Origin of the sequence: Celeribacter ethanolicus, from assembly GCF_002407265.1 — a bacterium.
Lineage (GTDB): Bacteria > Pseudomonadota > Alphaproteobacteria > Rhodobacterales > Rhodobacteraceae > Celeribacter > Celeribacter ethanolicus.
Map to the genome: position 1 here is coordinate 3,695,126 of NZ_CP022196.1, position 13,335 is coordinate 3,708,460.

18 protein-coding genes are annotated in these 13,335 nt (G+C 61.4%); 12 read left to right on the forward strand and 6 right to left on the reverse strand.

Annotated features, from left to right (window positions below; all coding sequences use genetic code 11):
• Positions 1 to 27 precede the first annotated feature (27 nt).
• Entirely contained in the window at positions 28 to 1,821 is a 1,794-nt protein-coding gene (aspS, locus tag CEW89_RS18150; RefSeq protein ID WP_096806859.1) for an aspartate--tRNA ligase, read from the forward strand.
• Between the two features lie 71 nt (positions 1,822 to 1,892).
• Here aspS and CEW89_RS18155 read toward each other — a convergent pair whose 3' ends face one another.
• Positions 1,893 to 2,612, reverse strand: coding sequence for a response regulator (locus tag CEW89_RS18155; RefSeq protein ID WP_096806860.1), 720 nt, complete (start codon positions 2,610 to 2,612; stop codon positions 1,893 to 1,895).
• A 170-nt stretch (positions 2,613 to 2,782) separates the two neighbouring features.
• On the opposite strand from CEW89_RS18155, the gene mce reads away from it, so the two are divergent.
• Both mce and CEW89_RS18165 read left to right on the forward strand, forming a co-directional pair.
• Entirely contained in the window at positions 2,783 to 3,187 is a 405-nt protein-coding gene (gene mce, locus CEW89_RS18160; protein WP_066710398.1) for a methylmalonyl-CoA epimerase, read from the forward strand.
• Positions 3,187 to 3,468 carry a DUF1467 family protein gene (locus tag CEW89_RS18165; RefSeq protein WP_066710401.1) on the forward strand — a complete coding sequence of 94 codons (282 nt, stop codon included), beginning with the start codon at positions 3,187 to 3,189 and terminating at the stop codon, positions 3,466 to 3,468. The genes mce and CEW89_RS18165 overlap by 1 nt, the downstream gene beginning before the upstream one ends.
• On the opposite strand, the gene CEW89_RS18170 is transcribed toward CEW89_RS18165, so the two are convergent.
• Complete coding sequence (locus CEW89_RS18170) at positions 3,451 to 4,152, reverse strand: EI24 domain-containing protein (RefSeq protein WP_066710404.1); 702 nt, start codon at positions 4,150 to 4,152, stop codon at positions 3,451 to 3,453. The genes CEW89_RS18165 and CEW89_RS18170 overlap by 18 nt on opposite strands.
• On the reverse strand, positions 4,152 to 4,730 hold the full coding sequence (locus CEW89_RS18175; RefSeq protein WP_066710407.1) for a nitroreductase family protein: 579 nt from the start codon (positions 4,728 to 4,730) through the stop codon (positions 4,152 to 4,154). The genes CEW89_RS18170 and CEW89_RS18175 overlap by 1 nt, the downstream gene beginning before the upstream one ends.
• Before the next feature lie 81 nt (positions 4,731 to 4,811).
• On the opposite strand from CEW89_RS18175, the gene CEW89_RS18180 reads away from it, so the two are divergent.
• A complete protein-coding gene (locus CEW89_RS18180; RefSeq protein WP_066710410.1) occupies positions 4,812 to 5,075 on the forward strand; it encodes a DUF167 domain-containing protein in 264 nt (87 codons plus the stop codon).
• Between the two features lie 275 nt (positions 5,076 to 5,350).
• Positions 5,351 to 5,896 (forward strand): DNA helicase, encoded by a 546-nt coding sequence (locus CEW89_RS18185; RefSeq protein ID WP_244906098.1) that lies wholly within the window; start codon positions 5,351 to 5,353, stop codon positions 5,894 to 5,896.
• A gap of 192 nt (positions 5,897 to 6,088) precedes the next feature.
• Here the strand turns inward: CEW89_RS18185 and CEW89_RS18190 are convergent, their stop codons facing one another.
• The gene (locus CEW89_RS18190) at positions 6,089 to 6,328 is read right to left on the reverse strand and encodes a hypothetical protein (RefSeq protein ID WP_066710546.1); all 240 of its coding nucleotides are present in this window, start codon (positions 6,326 to 6,328) and stop codon (positions 6,089 to 6,091) included.
• 332 nt (positions 6,329 to 6,660) lie between these two features.
• Between CEW89_RS18190 and CEW89_RS18195 the strand changes: the two genes are divergently transcribed.
• The 5 genes from CEW89_RS18195 to CEW89_RS18215 all read left to right on the forward strand — a co-directional run bounded on the left by CEW89_RS18195 (position 6,661) and on the right by CEW89_RS18215 (position 11,461).
• Positions 6,661 to 8,697 carry a TonB-dependent receptor domain-containing protein gene (locus tag CEW89_RS18195; RefSeq protein ID WP_096807296.1) on the forward strand — a complete coding sequence of 679 codons (2,037 nt, stop codon included), beginning with the start codon at positions 6,661 to 6,663 and terminating at the stop codon, positions 8,695 to 8,697.
• Between the two features lie 172 nt (positions 8,698 to 8,869).
• Positions 8,870 to 9,571, forward strand: a complete 702-nt coding sequence (locus tag CEW89_RS18200; RefSeq protein ID WP_096806861.1) for a M48 family metalloprotease — start codon at positions 8,870 to 8,872, stop codon at positions 9,569 to 9,571.
• 156 nt (positions 9,572 to 9,727) lie between these two features.
• On the forward strand, positions 9,728 to 10,726 hold the full coding sequence (locus CEW89_RS18205) for a Hint domain-containing protein (RefSeq protein ID WP_096806862.1): 999 nt from the start codon (positions 9,728 to 9,730) through the stop codon (positions 10,724 to 10,726).
• 165 nt (positions 10,727 to 10,891) lie between these two features.
• Entirely contained in the window at positions 10,892 to 11,149 is a 258-nt protein-coding gene (locus CEW89_RS18210; RefSeq protein WP_155846233.1) for a DUF6455 family protein, read from the forward strand.
• 30 nt (positions 11,150 to 11,179) lie between these two features.
• The gene (locus CEW89_RS18215; protein WP_066710432.1) at positions 11,180 to 11,461 is read left to right on the forward strand and encodes a DUF6455 family protein; all 282 of its coding nucleotides are present in this window, start codon (positions 11,180 to 11,182) and stop codon (positions 11,459 to 11,461) included.
• Between the two features lie 73 nt (positions 11,462 to 11,534).
• On the opposite strand, the gene CEW89_RS18220 is transcribed toward CEW89_RS18215, so the two are convergent.
• Positions 11,535 to 12,071, reverse strand: coding sequence for a DUF4405 domain-containing protein (locus CEW89_RS18220; RefSeq protein ID WP_066710435.1), 537 nt, complete (start codon positions 12,069 to 12,071; stop codon positions 11,535 to 11,537).
• 107 nt (positions 12,072 to 12,178) lie between these two features.
• On the opposite strand from CEW89_RS18220, the gene CEW89_RS18225 reads away from it, so the two are divergent.
• Positions 12,179 to 12,541, forward strand: a complete 363-nt coding sequence (locus CEW89_RS18225; RefSeq protein WP_096806863.1) for a diacylglycerol kinase — start codon at positions 12,179 to 12,181, stop codon at positions 12,539 to 12,541.
• Between the two features lie 15 nt (positions 12,542 to 12,556).
• On the forward strand, positions 12,557 to 12,907 hold the full coding sequence (locus tag CEW89_RS18230) for a YigZ family protein (RefSeq protein ID WP_096806864.1): 351 nt from the start codon (positions 12,557 to 12,559) through the stop codon (positions 12,905 to 12,907).
• Here the strand turns inward: CEW89_RS18230 and CEW89_RS18235 are convergent.
• Positions 12,904 to 13,296 (reverse strand): rhodanese-like domain-containing protein, encoded by a 393-nt coding sequence (locus CEW89_RS18235; protein ID WP_096806865.1) that lies wholly within the window; start codon positions 13,294 to 13,296, stop codon positions 12,904 to 12,906. The genes CEW89_RS18230 and CEW89_RS18235 overlap by 4 nt on opposite strands.
• Positions 13,297 to 13,335: the final 39 nt, after the last annotated feature.

Consider the following 13,335-nt stretch of genomic DNA (forward strand, 5'->3'; position numbering starts at 1 on the left):
GGCACGTTTTCCAAAGGGACCTGATACATGCACGTCTATCGCAGCCACACCTGCGCCGAACTGAACCAATCCAATGTGGGCGACTCCGTGCGCCTCTCCGGCTGGGTGCACCGCATCCGGGACCACGGCGGCATTCTCTTCGTCGATCTGCGTGACCATTACGGCATGACCCAGGTGCTCTGCGATCCGGACAGCCCGGTGTTCTCCGCGCTGGAAAAGGTCCGTTCCGAATGGTGTATCCGCATCGACGGTACGGTGAAGGCACGTGACCCGGAGCTGGTGAACCCGAAACTGCCCACCGGAGAGATCGAGGTCTTCGTGCGCGATCTCGAGGTGCTGGGCTCCGCCAAGGAACTGCCGCTCATGGTGTTTGGCGATCAGGAGTACCCGGAAGAGACCCGTCTGAAATACCGCTATCTCGACCTGCGCCGCGAGAGCATGCAGCAGAACATGATTCTGCGTTCCAATGTGGTGGCCGATCTGCGTCAGCGCATGTGGGCCAAGGGGTTCAACGAATTCCAGACGCCGATCATCACCGCCTCGTCGCCCGAGGGCGCGCGGGACTTTCTCGTGCCGTCGCGTCTTCACCCGGGCAAATTCTACGCCCTGCCGCAGGCGCCGCAGCAGTTCAAACAGCTTCTGATGGTGTCGGGTTTCGACAAATATTTCCAGATCGCGCCCTGTTTCCGCGATGAAGACCCGCGAGCTGACCGCAGCCCGACGGACTTCTACCAGCTCGACATGGAAATGTCCTTTGTCACGCAGCAGGACATCTTTGACGTGATGGAGCCGGTGATCGCCGACATGTTCGACAAATTCGGCAAGGGGCGCAAAGCGAACCGCGACTGGCCGCAGATTTCGTACAAAGACTCGGCACTTTGGTATGGCACCGACAAGCCGGACCTTCGCAACCCGATCAAGATGCAGGACGTTTCCGAGCACTTCCGGGGGTCGGGTTTTGCGATCTTCGCCAAGCTCCTCGAACAAGAGGGCAACGAGGTCCGCGCCATTCCGGCGCCGAAAGGCGGTTCGCGCAAATTCTGCGACCGGATGAACAAATTCGCCCAGCAAGAGGGCCTGCCGGGGATGGGCTATATCTTCTGGCGCGAGACCGACGGTCAGATGGAGGCCGCCGGTCCGCTTGCGAAAAACATTGGCCCGGAGCGCACCGAGGCGATCCGTCAGCAGCTTGGCCTCGAAGTGGGCGACGCGGCCTTCTTCTTGGGTGGCAAGCCGAAGTCCTTTGAGCGTGTGGCTGGCAAAGCCCGCACGGTGATCTGGGAAGAGACGCCGAAAGCGCCGGAGGACGAAAACTGGCGCGATGCCTTTAAATTCGCCTGGATCGTCGATTTCCCGATCTACGAGCAGGACGAAGAGAGCGGCAAGATCGACTTTGAACACAACCCCTTCTCCATGCCGCAGGGCGGGATGGACGCGCTCTTGGGCGATCCGCTCAAGGTGCTGGGCAACCAGTATGACCTGGCCTGTAACGGCTATGAGCTGGTGTCGGGTGCGATCCGGAACCACAAGCCGGAGATCATGTTCAAGGCCTTCGAGATCGCGGGCTATGGCAAGGATGAGGTCGAGAAACGCTTTGGCGGTATGGTCAACGCTTTCCAATACGGCGCCCCGCCGCACGGGGGCTGTGCTCTGGGTATCGACCGCGCGGTGATGATCCTCGCCGATCAGGACAACATCCGCGAAGTGATGCTCTTCCCGATGAACCAGCGCGCCGAAGACCTGATGATGGGTGCACCCTCGGAGCCCTCGAACGAACAGCTCCGCGAGTTGCACCTCCGGGTCATCCCGCAAGAGCAGTAAGCGGTCTGACAAAGACATGACAAAGGCGCGGAGAGCGATCTCCGCGCCTTTTGTTTGGTAAACAGCGGGCGTTACACCACCTTGCGCGGTTCGATCCGGGATTGCACCAGTCCGGCGATGCGTGCCACCTCTGAGCCATAGGGCAGGCCCTTTTCGCGATGATAGGCGAGCGCCTGGGCGGCCACCTCCATCTCCGCATCGCCCGCGGTGCGCGCGACGCCGCCCAGAAATTGCGCGATGTAATCCAGAAGATTCTCCCCGCCTTCGGTGGTCAGAAGATCGGCGATATGCACGAAATCGTCCTGAAGCGCGATTGGGTCGGGGCTGATTTCGTCGGAATTGACGGCGTGCAGCCCCTCGGGCCGCACGCCTTCGGGCAGACAGGAGAGAACGCGTTCCTGAAAGGCCCCGAGCGAGGAAATCGGCTTTTCGATGAAACCGTCGGCCCCCGCGGCAATCGCAAGCGCCTCCGCACCGCTGTCGCCGGACATGCCGAGCAGCACATCGACACGCGGGCGGGCATTGGCAAGCTCGTCGATCAGTTCGGCGCCGGAACCGTCCGGCAGGCCGAGATCGACGATCACCACATTCGGACGATAGACCCGCAGGTGTTTATGTGCCGCGCTCAGCGTGTCGGCGCGTCGGATGCGCGCCCCGGATCGCAGACACAGAAGGCGCATCGCCTCGGAGGCAAAGCGGCTGTCCTCCACCACGAGAACGGTGAGGCCCAGAAGCGGGCGGTCGGCGGTCGGCATCGGCGCGACCATCAGGCTGTCGAGATCGTCGGTCATTTCATGGCTCCATCCAGTGCGAGTCGGATTAAAGCGCGAAACTGGTGAATGAGCGGTTAACCAAGCGCTGCTCGCGGACGGATCGGCACTCTGTGAGCGCAAACGCCCCCTTGCGGCCTTGCCTGCGGCGGGCGATAACCGGGAAAAGACCCCATCTGGAGGAGAGAAACATGATCGGTCGTCTCAACCACGTCGCCATTGCCGTGCCGGATCTCGAAGCGGCATCCGCGCAATACGCGAATACGCTCGGCGCCAAGGTGAACCCGCCGCAGGACGAACCGGATCATGGTGTGACCGTGGTGTTCATCGAATTGCCGAACACCAAGATCGAACTGCTCTATCCGCTAGGCGAAAACTCCCCGATCCAGGGCTTTCTCGACAAGAACCCTTCGGGCGGCATTCACCACATCTGTTACGAGGTCGACGATATTCTCGCCGCCCGCGACAAGCTGAAATCCGAAGGCGCCCGCGTCCTCGGCACAGGCGAGCCGAAAATCGGCGCCCATGGCAAGCCGGTCCTGTTCCTGCATCCGAAGGATTTCAACGGCTGCCTGATCGAGCTTGAGCAGGTCTGATGGCGATCACCTCGGCCATCGTTCTCTATGCGGTGACATGGTTCATGACCATGCTGGTTGCGCTGCCCATCGGTTTGAAGACACAGGGCGATCTGGGCGAAAAGGTTGAGGGCACGCATGACGGGGCGCCGGCGAATTACAACCCGAAGCGCAAGGCGCTTTGGGTCACTCTTGTGGCGACGGCGATTTGGGCCGTACTGGTCGCGGTGATCCTGTCGGGTTGGGTGAGCTGGCACGATCTCGACTGGACCGCGAAACTGCCCTCAGTGGCCGACAGTTGAGCCGCCTTCAAGCCGCATGAACATATGGGTGAAGGTGGCCGCGCCCAGCACCGGGATCAGCAGGTTCACCAGCGGGATCGACAGCGGAATCGCCATCAGAGCCCCTGCCAGCCAGATCTCCGGCATGTGGCGTTTGCGCGCAGCTTTTGCGCCCTCGCGCCCGAGGCGGCGCATCGCAACCATCTGGAAATATTCCCGGCCCAGAAGGAAGCCGTTCAAGGCCCAGAAGATCACCGGTGCCGCGATGTTAAGGAGCAGGTAGAGCACCAGCGCGATCAGGTTGGCGACGACGATGACGCCAAGAAAGCCCAAAGAGTCCAGAAGCATGTCGGAAAACGACTGACGCGGCACCTCGGGCAGGCCGGGGTAATGTACATCCTCGACGGCCTCGGAGACCTCTTCGAGGAAGAGACCAGTGAAGGCGGAGGCCACAGGCACCATCAGGAAGACTGACAGGCCGATCATCAGAAAGAACGAGCCGATGGAGAGCGCGTTGTCGACCCATGTGATTTCGCCGATGAGCGGCAGGGTAAAGGTGTCGGGCACGAAGATGCCGATGACCCAGACGAAGACCAGATAGATCGCCACAAGAAGCGCGACCGTCAGGCCCAGCCCCTTGAGCAGAACCGATTGAAATCGCTTGTCTCCAAGCTGGCCGATGGCCTTGGCAAAATCGCTGAACATCACGCATCCATCCATGTGACGATGGTCGACAGGTCGGGGCGCGGGCGCTCCGGCGGGGCAATGGTTTCGGTTCCGATGTGAATGAGACCGGCGATGCTTTCATGGGGCGCGAGGCCGAGGCCTTTTTCGCAGAAGTCCCGGTCAAAGGTGGCCCAGCCCGAGAGCCAGTTGGCGCCCCAACCGGCGGCAAGGGCGGCGTTCAGCAGCGACAGACAGACGGCGCCTGCGGAGTAAAGCTGTTCGATTTCCGGGACCTTGTCGCTCTCTTTCGGAGAGAAGACAACGGCGACGGCGAGATCGGCGTCGGCATATTGGCGATAGGCTTTCTCGATCTTCTCTTCGGCGATTTTGTTCTTTTTGGCCAATGGGTTGATCATCCCGGCGAGGCGCGTGAGGGCGTCTTTTTCCAAGACGATAAAGCGCCAAGGTTCGAGCTTTCCGTGATCCGGCGTGCGTGCCGCCGCGGTCAGGATCGGCATCAGCGCGTCGCGATCCGGCACGGGGGCCGTGAGCGTCTTGGCAGGACGGGACCGACGGGTCAGGAGGAAGTCGAGAGCGGCGGGATTGGGAGCGGGCATGAGGAGCCTTTCATCAGCGGGTCGCCCAACATGTCGTCATTTTTGCAGGTGTTTTCAACCGCTCAGATGCTATGAGGGGCCATGGATAAAGCGGAATTGAAAACGGCGCTTGAGGCGGCGGTGACAGACGGGCTTTTGGCGGTGCGCGTGACCCCCAAAGCCTCGCGCAATGCGGTGACGGTCGAGGACGGGCAGGTGCGTGCCTATGTGACCACGGTGCCTGAGGGCGGCAAGGCGACGAAAGACGTGATCAAGCTTTTGGCCAAGGCGATGGGGCGGGCGAAGAGCACGGTGGTTTTGGTGCGGGGAGAGACCTCGCGGGACAAGCTGTTCCGGGTCGAGTAACGCCGCCATTCAGGATCAAAATCGCTGTCGGCAAAGCGTCGGACTTTTGTCGGACTTTTGTCGGACCTCTGGTCGGTGTTTCCCCCATCATTCCTCGATGCCGCGACTTGCCGGACCAGGAGAGCCGCGTTAGGGTCATCGCAAGGCTCGGCCCGCGCCTCCCTCCCTCCACACGGGGCAGTATCTGACATACGGGGCTGTTGATCATCGACACGTCTGTTCGGGCGCACGCATGAGGAGGGATTGCGTTTTGGACCCGGAACGGAGGTTTCGACATGCGGCTTTCCGCACCTGTTTATCATCTGAAACGCCGCGCCAGGAAGTTGGCGCGGGATCATGACATTTCATTGCACGAGGCGCTTGACCGGATTGCCCGGCAAGAGGGCTTTGCGCGTTGGTCGCTTTTGGCTGCGGGGCTCAACAGGGCTGAGGCCGGGGCGCTTCTTCCCCGCTTCGCGCAGGGCGATCTTGTTTTGCTCGGGGCGCGGCCGGGGCATGGCAAGACCTTACAAGGGCTGCGCGTGCTGCTTGAGGCGGCTGAGGTGGGGCGCGAGGCGGTGTTCTACACGCTGGAATTGACGGAAACAGAGGTGCGTCACCGATTGCACAGGTTGGGCCGGGCGGGCGCAGATGGGGCGCAGATCAGAATCGAGACCTCAGATGACATCAGCGCGGCGTTCATCTGTGCGGACCTCGCTGACGCTCCGCGTGGCACGGTTGCGGTTGTCGACTATCTGCAAATCCTCGATCAGGATCGCCACAAGCCGCCCTTGGCGGAACAGTTGCGGTCTTTGCGCAACTTCGCGCAGTTACGGGGCTGATTTTGATCTTCATCTCACAGATCGACCGATCCTTTGCGCCGGGGCCAACGGCTTTGCCCGGGCTGGCCGATATTCGCCGCCCAAATCCCGTGCCCAACGTGTTCTCGAAGGCATGTTTTTTGCATGACGGGATGCTGCGGATCGAAACGGTTGCCGATCTCTAAAGGTTCAGTGCGGACGTGAGGTGCGGCCTCACTCCTCGACAGGTGTCAGCCGATAGGCGCCTTCGGGCAGGTCGAGGGCGGCGCCGAGGTCGCGGAGCTGTTGCAGCGAAAAGGTGATCTTGTGCACCCGGTCGGTGCGCGGATCGTGCTGTTCCACGGTCACGCATTCGGCGAAGGCGGAGATGATGACATCTTCCAGCAGAGGGGCCTCGCCCTCATCGACTATGGTGACGACGGTCGCGTCGAAATCGTGCTCGATGGTAAACATGAGACGATGCTGCACCTGCCGCAGGGCAAAAGCAAGGGGGCGGTGCAATGATTTTATGTGGCTTTGCGGCAACGTCCGTGCGGCAGTTTTATGGCTGACTAAATAACTCGGATACCGGGCTTGCGCCCGGCTTTCGGGTCTGTTTTCTGAAGGCAGCCAGTGAAACGCGAGCTGAACGCATCCGGGAACAGATTTCGGAAAGTGATCTGCCCCATGTCCCGACGGTTTGTGTCGCGTCGCTGTGCCCGATTTGAAGCACGGTGTTGTTGCGTGTTTTCGGGCGGGTTTCCCGGATGTCGTTTGTCATTTCAAACGCATATATCGGAGACCTCATGTCATTCCTCCCGTCCCGCCCCCATTCTGTGTCCCGAAAGCTCCTGTGTTCCACGGCTTTCGCACTGCTGCCTTTCTCCCTGTCGGCACAAGAGGTTCTGGAACTCGATCAGATCGTCGTGACCACGGCGTCGGGGATCGAGACCACCGTGCAGGATGCGCCCGCCTCGATCACCGTGATTGATCAGGAAACGATTGCGCAGGAAGGCGCCCGCGATCTCAACGACCTGCTGCGTCTCGTGCCGGGTCTGAACCTGACCCGTGGCAATGACGGGATTTCGAAAGTCTCGTTCCGCGGCATCTCGTCGAACCGGACGCTGACGCTTGTCGATGGCCGACGGATCAGCACGGGCAAGAGCTTTGCGCGTCATTATCAGGGCGATCTCAACGTCGTGCCGCTCGATGCGATCGAACGCATAGAGATCGTGCGCGGTCCGATGTCGACGCTTTACGGCTCCGACGCCATGGGCGGGGTGGTGAACATCATCACCAAGAAACCGTCCGGTGTCTGGTCCGGCTCGATCACCACGGATTTCGGCTTTGGCGAACATGCGACCACGGGCGACAACCGCCAGATCTCTGGCTATGTCAGCGGGTCGCTGAGCGAGACCGTCGATGTGGAATTCTGGGGCAAGACATCCGAGCGCGAGGCGCCCGATGCCTTTACCTACACGGATGGCACGGGGGCGGAGAATTCCGTCTACGGCTCGGACGGGTCTTCCGCACGGGAGCTTGGCGCGCGTCTGACATGGCGCCCGAACGGTGCCGTCGAATGGGGTTTCGAGGCGACGACGGGTCAGGAGACATACCTGGCGTCGGATGGGGCGCATGATACGAACAAGATCGACCGCGACGGATTTGCCATCACCAATGAATGGATGATCGGTGCAGGGACGTTGTCCAGCTACCTGCGCTATGAAGACAGCTCGAACGCCTCCTGGAGCGACCCGGCCTGGGGCGATCCGATCACCTACAAGACCACCACCTTCGAGACGCGTTATAGTGCGGAAACCCTGCTTGGCGGCAAAGGCTTCGGCTATACGGTCGGTGGCAGCGTCGCCAAGGATGAGCTGAGCGATCCGGCGACCAACCGCGATGGCGCGTTGATTTCCGGTGAGGCGGTGACCAGCGCGCTTTACGCCGAAGGCCGCTGGGATGTGACGGAGGCGCTGACCCTCACAACCGGGCTGCGGTATGATCACCATGAAGATTTCGGGGATCACTTCACCCCGCGGCTTTATGCGAATTACGATCTTGGCAACGGGCTGATGCTCAAGGCGGGTTATGCGCAGGCCTTCGTGGCGCCGGACCTGCGGGCGTTGAACCCGAATTACAAGATGTCGTCTCGCGGCAATGGCTGCAAACCCTATCCGGGGCCGTGCATCATCTACGGGAACCCGGACATCGGGCCAGAGACCTCGGACAATTACGAAATCGGCCTGAACTCTCAGGGCGGGGTCTTCAACTGGGAGCTGACCGCGTTCTACAATGACATCACCGATATGATCGGGGCGCGGAAAACCGGCGAGGTCGATTTGTCGACGGGCTATGACATTTTCGAGCGGACCAATATCGAGAGCGGGAAGACGGCGGGGATCGAGGGCGGGTTTTCCTTCGACGTCAGCGAAGACCTGACCTGGACCAGTTCTTTCACCTATCTGGCGAAATCCGAGTTCAAATACGAAGGTCTGGACCACGCCTTCCCGATGGCAACCACGCCGAAATGGAACATCACCACGGGGGCGAGCTGGGTGGCGAATGACCGCCTGACCCTGTCGGGGAATGTCACCTATGTCGGCAAGCAGGTGGGCTATGTGACCGAGGATGAGCTGAGTACGGAGGAGGCACGTGCCGTTCCGGCGGGACAGAACAAGAATCCGTATTTCCTTGTCGATGTGGCGATGGCTTACGATCTGACGGACAAGACGCGTCTGAATCTGGGGATCGACAACCTGTTCGATCAGCAACCGGCGGATGAAACCGCGTATCGCGAAAACGGGCGGCTGTTCAAACTGGGGCTGACGACCTCGTTCTGAGGCGGGTTCCGGCACGGGGCGACCGCCTTTGATCTGCGCTGTGAGAGACGGTAAGCCGGAGCGGGAAACCGCTCCGGTTTTCTCATGACGTGCCGGGAGGGCTGGTCAGGGCAAATGGCTTTGCGTAATGTCGCAGCTCTGTGAGAGTGCGGTATGCGATTGGGAGATGAACATGTATCGTGCGGGTTTATGCGTTCTGGCGGCTCTGGCGCTTGCGGGCTGTGTCGAAACGACCTCTGTGCCGAGTTCGACCGCTCCGGCTGCGGTGAGCCGCGCGACGGGGCCGGGGCTGTCCGTTGCGGATTTCAGGCAGGTCGTTTCCCGGGTGGAACCGGTGGCCGAGCGCGAATGCCGGACCCGGACCACAGGGGCGAATTGCGATTTCAAGATCGTGGTGGAGAACGACCCGAGCGCGCCGGCCAATGCCTGGCAGACGCTCGACAGTGCGGGGCGGCCGGTGCTGACCTTCACGGTGGCGCTGATCGCGGAGGTGCAGAATACCGACGAGCTGGCCTTTGTCATGGGGCATGAGGCGGCGCATCACATTTCGGGCCATATCGCGCGCAGCCAGGAGAAGGCGCTCACGGGCGCACTTCTGGGCGGGGTGCTGATTGCCGCGATGGGCGGGGACGCCAATGCGATCAGCAGCGCGCAGGACATCGGCGCCACGGTGGGCGCGCGGAGCTATTCGAAGAACTATGAGCTGGAGGCCGATCAGCTCGGCACGGTGATCGCCTATCGCGCGGGCTACAACCCGGTGCGCGGGGCGGAATATTTTACCCGAATCCCAGATCCGGGCGACCGGTTCCTCGGCTCGCACCCGCCGAACGCGCAGCGGATCGAGACCGTTCGCCGGACCATGGCGACGCTGTAGCCCAGGTAACCTTCGGAGTTTTCACAGATTTGTGTGGGGAACCACGGTTTCGCCGCAGCCCTGTCCCGGTTTTGCCACGATCTGTGTTCAGATCGGAGGACGACCCCGCGTTAACCTTAACGCCGGGCGCGGACTGGGCTGAGGCAGAGGGTGCAAATGGCGATAGAAATCACCGGCGACATGATCGGGACCTATACCAGCGCCTCGCTCAACGGCACCAACCCTCCCAATCTGGAATTGACCGTCTCGGGGGTCACGCCCCTGGGCAGTTCGGCGGATGTCTATTATCTTGAGGTGTATCAGAATGTCTCCGACACCTTCACCAACGGTCAGTTCTGGCGGCTGACCGATGCCGAGGGCAATGTGATTGCCGAAGGTTTGAACCCGGACAACAACAATTACCAGAACATGGGCGCGGGCGACGAGCATGTGCTGTTTCAGAACGGCTATATCCTCGATATTTCCGGGCTCGACAGCTCTACCATGGTCTATACGGGGGCCGACGAGACGGCGGACCCGGCGGCGGGCAACAATGACGGAGAGTTGCAGGTTTCCGAGGTCGAGGCGGCGGTCTGTTTTGCCGCGGGTTCGGTCGTTCGGGGACAGCAGGGGGCGGTGGCGATCGAGACGGTGCGTCCCGGCGATCTGATCTGGACGCTGGACCACGGGTATCGCCCGGTGCGCTGGGTTGGCACCTCGAAGGTCGATCTGAGCCGCGCGCCCGATCTTGCGCCGATTGAAATTCTGCGGGGAGCCTTGGGGCAGGGCGTGCCGAGCCGCCCGGTTCTGGTATCGCCGCAGCACCGGGTGTTGATCACGGGCCATCTGGTCGAGCTATACGCCGGTCTGGACGAGGCGCTGGTGCCCGCGCGCTGGCTGGTGAACCGGCGCAATATTCGTCAGCGCAGCGATCTGACCGAGATCACTTATGTGCATCTGATGTTCGAGGCGCATGAAATCCTCGACAGCGGCGGGCTGCTCTCCGAGAGCTTCTATCCCGGGGAGACGGCGCTGAGCCTTCTGGAGCAGGGCGCGCGGACGGAGCTTTTTCGCATTTTTCCGCAACTGCGCCTGTTCGGAGAAGCGGCGAGCGGGCCTCTGGCGCGCCCCGAGATTCGGGGCAGTGTGGCTGCCCTATTCGGCCATGCGGCCTGAGATATTCGGGAAAAGCGTAAACAACGCCTTAATTTCCGTCAGGATAGAGGGTCGGACGGTGCAGAATGGCCCGGAAATCCGGCAATTGATCAGGATCAAGGAGTGTGGACCCGGTGCATGGTCTGTTTTTCGCGGGATGTGAAACGCAACAGATCGGAGGCTGTCATGACCGGGACCAAGGGCTACGAGACGCATGAACGTCTTATGAACCGTATGGCGCAGACACTTGGCGTCGATTTCGAGGAACTGAAGCAACGCGGGCAATGCGACGAAGGAGCGATGGAAAATCGCGTTCATCGTTGCATGGGCTGCACCGATCCGGAGGCCTGTGAGGTGTTTCTCGCGGATCATGAGGCGGGTGCGGAATTCGCCCCGGCCTATTGCCGCAACAAGACGGATCTGGAACGCCTCGCCGCGCGCTGAGGGCGTTTAACGCAAACTGGAGGAAAGACCATGACGGATACACTGCTGCGTCCTGGTGAGGCCTGCCTGATGCATGGCATGGCCGAACGGTTGGGGGCCGATGTGGTGCGCGCCGCCGCGTCCGGGGAGATTGCGCCGGAGGACCTGTCGAAGATGGAAACCGGTTGCGGGCAATGCACCCAGCATGACGCCTGCATCCTCTGGCTTCTGGAACATCAGGGGCACCAGGAGCAGGCACCGGACTATTGTCTGAATGCGCAGAAGCTCTATTACGTGCGGGCGCTGCAAAATCCGTTGCTGGCCGCCGAGTAAGGCCAGAGGCAAGTCCAGAGATCTAGAGATGACAAAGGGGCCGCGCGGGCCCCTTTGTTTGTTGGGAGACGGCTCAGTTGCGCGCTGCACCGACGCCTTGCCCACCCGTGCCGGAACCGTCCGCGGCCATGGCGGAAAAGGCCTCCATCTGGGCGCGGGTGTTGGACCCGGCGATGTCCTCGACGGTGCTCGCAGGGGTTGCGCCGGTGTAGCCCGCATCTTCGAGCCGGGTGACGAGAATCTCGCCGGTGGTGTCGAAGATCGGCCCCAGAGTGGCAAGGCTTTCATCGGCGAATTTCGAGAAGGCGGCGAATTGCGGCGGGCCACCACGGGCCTGCGTCTGATCCGGCACCAGATAGGCACCCACCGTCAAAACCACGCCCAGCACGATGATTCCGATGGCGAGCGGGCGTTTGAAATAGGTCTTGAACGCGCGCCAGTTCAGCACGACGTGCAGTGCGACGACGACGACCATGGCCAGACCGATGATCTCATGCATCCAGCGGCCGGCGGAGGTGATGACATGGAAATACCAGAGCACGCCCGTCACGCCGACGATGGTGAATGTGGCGATGGTCAGGGGCGTGGCGAATTTACGTAAGGTGGACATTGTGAAAGCCTTTCTTGTCTCTGCCCTCTTTTACGGGCGTGCCTCCCGCTTCCGTCGCTTGCCTTGGTCTTTTTCCTCGATCATGCTCTGACGACGGAGGAGGCAAGATGAAAGACAAAGCGACCTACACCGCGAAACGACTGGTCCTGCGCACGATCTGGAGCATGGAGGGGCTGCGGTATGCGTGGCGTTCGGAGCATTCGTTCCGCACCTGGGTCTGGGCCAATCTCATATCGGCCTGTCTGGCCCTTGTCCTTGATCTGACGGCAGGCGAGCGGGGGCTGGTGATTGCGCTGGGGCTGTTGGTGTTGGCCGCCGAGCTGTTGAACACGGCGATCGAGGATGCGGTGGATTACATTTCGGAGCGCGAACACCCTCTGGCCAAAACCGCCAAGGACGCGGGCTCCGCCGCTGTGACGGTGACCGCGATTGCGGCGGGGGTGGCGTGGCTGGCGGTTCTGATCTCATGATCCTATAAGCGGCTTATGCAGATTTATGACGGCATCATATCCGACCGCGGCTCGAAATATGCGGTCTCCGGCGGCGCCTGTGGGTCGGAGGCGGAGGCCAAGGCGTTTGTCAAAGAGCTGTGCCGCAAAAAGAAATTCGCCAAGGCGACGCATAACACATGGGGCGTTGTGCTCCCCGATGGCATGCCTCTCAAGAATGACGACGGCGAAAGCGGCGCGGGGATGGTGATCCTGCGCATGTTGGAGCGCGAGGGCGTCACCGGCCAGATCGTCGTGGTGACGCGCTGGTACGGGGGCAAACACCTTGGCGGCGACCGGTTTCGCCATGTGCAGGACGCGGTGCGCTATTACCTCGACCGGCTTTAATGTTTTTCGACGGGTTCGACAGGCCCACCGTGCATCTTCCACGCGGAGAAGCCGCCTGCGACATGGGCGACGTTGGTGAAGCCCATTTCGATGCAGGTTTGGGTGGCCAGCGCCGAGCGCCAGGCGGAGGCGCAGTAAAAGACGAACTTTTTGTCCTCGCCGAATTTCGGTTTGTAATAGGGGCTCTCCGGGTCGATCCAGAATTCGAGCATGCCGCGCGGGCAGTGGAAAGCGCCGGGAATGCGGCCCTCGCGCTCAAGCTCGCGCCGGTCTCTGAGATCGACGAAGACGACACCGTCGTCACGGGTGAGGGCGATGGCGTCTTGGGTTGGGATCGTCTCGATCACCTCATGGGCGGCTGCGAGCAGGTCTTTGTAGTTTTTGAGCATGGGGGTCTCCCGTATAGCGAGCAAAAGGTAGCCAGCTAT

Coding starts and splice junctions, on each gene's coding strand:
- aspS (WP_096806859.1), top strand. CDS start 28: ATGCACGTCTATCGCAGCCACACCTGCGCCGAACTGAACCAATCCAAT.
- CEW89_RS18155 (WP_096806860.1), bottom strand. CDS start 2,612: ATGACCGACGATCTCGACAGCCTGATGGTCGCGCCGATGCCGACCGCC.
- mce (WP_066710398.1), top strand. CDS start 2,783: ATGATCGGTCGTCTCAACCACGTCGCCATTGCCGTGCCGGATCTCGAA.
- CEW89_RS18165 (WP_066710401.1), top strand. CDS start 3,187: ATGGCGATCACCTCGGCCATCGTTCTCTATGCGGTGACATGGTTCATG.
- CEW89_RS18170 (WP_066710404.1), bottom strand. CDS start 4,152: ATGTTCAGCGATTTTGCCAAGGCCATCGGCCAGCTTGGAGACAAGCGA.
- CEW89_RS18175 (WP_066710407.1), bottom strand. CDS start 4,730: ATGCCCGCTCCCAATCCCGCCGCTCTCGACTTCCTCCTGACCCGTCGG.
- CEW89_RS18180 (WP_066710410.1), top strand. CDS start 4,812: ATGGATAAAGCGGAATTGAAAACGGCGCTTGAGGCGGCGGTGACAGAC.
- CEW89_RS18185 (WP_244906098.1), top strand. CDS start 5,351: ATGCGGCTTTCCGCACCTGTTTATCATCTGAAACGCCGCGCCAGGAAG.
- CEW89_RS18190 (WP_066710546.1), bottom strand. CDS start 6,328: ATGTTTACCATCGAGCACGATTTCGACGCGACCGTCGTCACCATAGTC.
- CEW89_RS18195 (WP_096807296.1), top strand. CDS start 6,661: ATGTCATTCCTCCCGTCCCGCCCCCATTCTGTGTCCCGAAAGCTCCTG.
- CEW89_RS18200 (WP_096806861.1), top strand. CDS start 8,870: ATGTATCGTGCGGGTTTATGCGTTCTGGCGGCTCTGGCGCTTGCGGGC.
- CEW89_RS18205 (WP_096806862.1), top strand. CDS start 9,728: ATGGCGATAGAAATCACCGGCGACATGATCGGGACCTATACCAGCGCC.
- CEW89_RS18210 (WP_155846233.1), top strand. CDS start 10,892: ATGACCGGGACCAAGGGCTACGAGACGCATGAACGTCTTATGAACCGT.
- CEW89_RS18215 (WP_066710432.1), top strand. CDS start 11,180: ATGACGGATACACTGCTGCGTCCTGGTGAGGCCTGCCTGATGCATGGC.
- CEW89_RS18220 (WP_066710435.1), bottom strand. CDS start 12,071: ATGTCCACCTTACGTAAATTCGCCACGCCCCTGACCATCGCCACATTC.
- CEW89_RS18225 (WP_096806863.1), top strand. CDS start 12,179: ATGAAAGACAAAGCGACCTACACCGCGAAACGACTGGTCCTGCGCACG.
- CEW89_RS18230 (WP_096806864.1), top strand. CDS start 12,557: ATGCAGATTTATGACGGCATCATATCCGACCGCGGCTCGAAATATGCG.
- CEW89_RS18235 (WP_096806865.1), bottom strand. CDS start 13,296: ATGCTCAAAAACTACAAAGACCTGCTCGCAGCCGCCCATGAGGTGATC.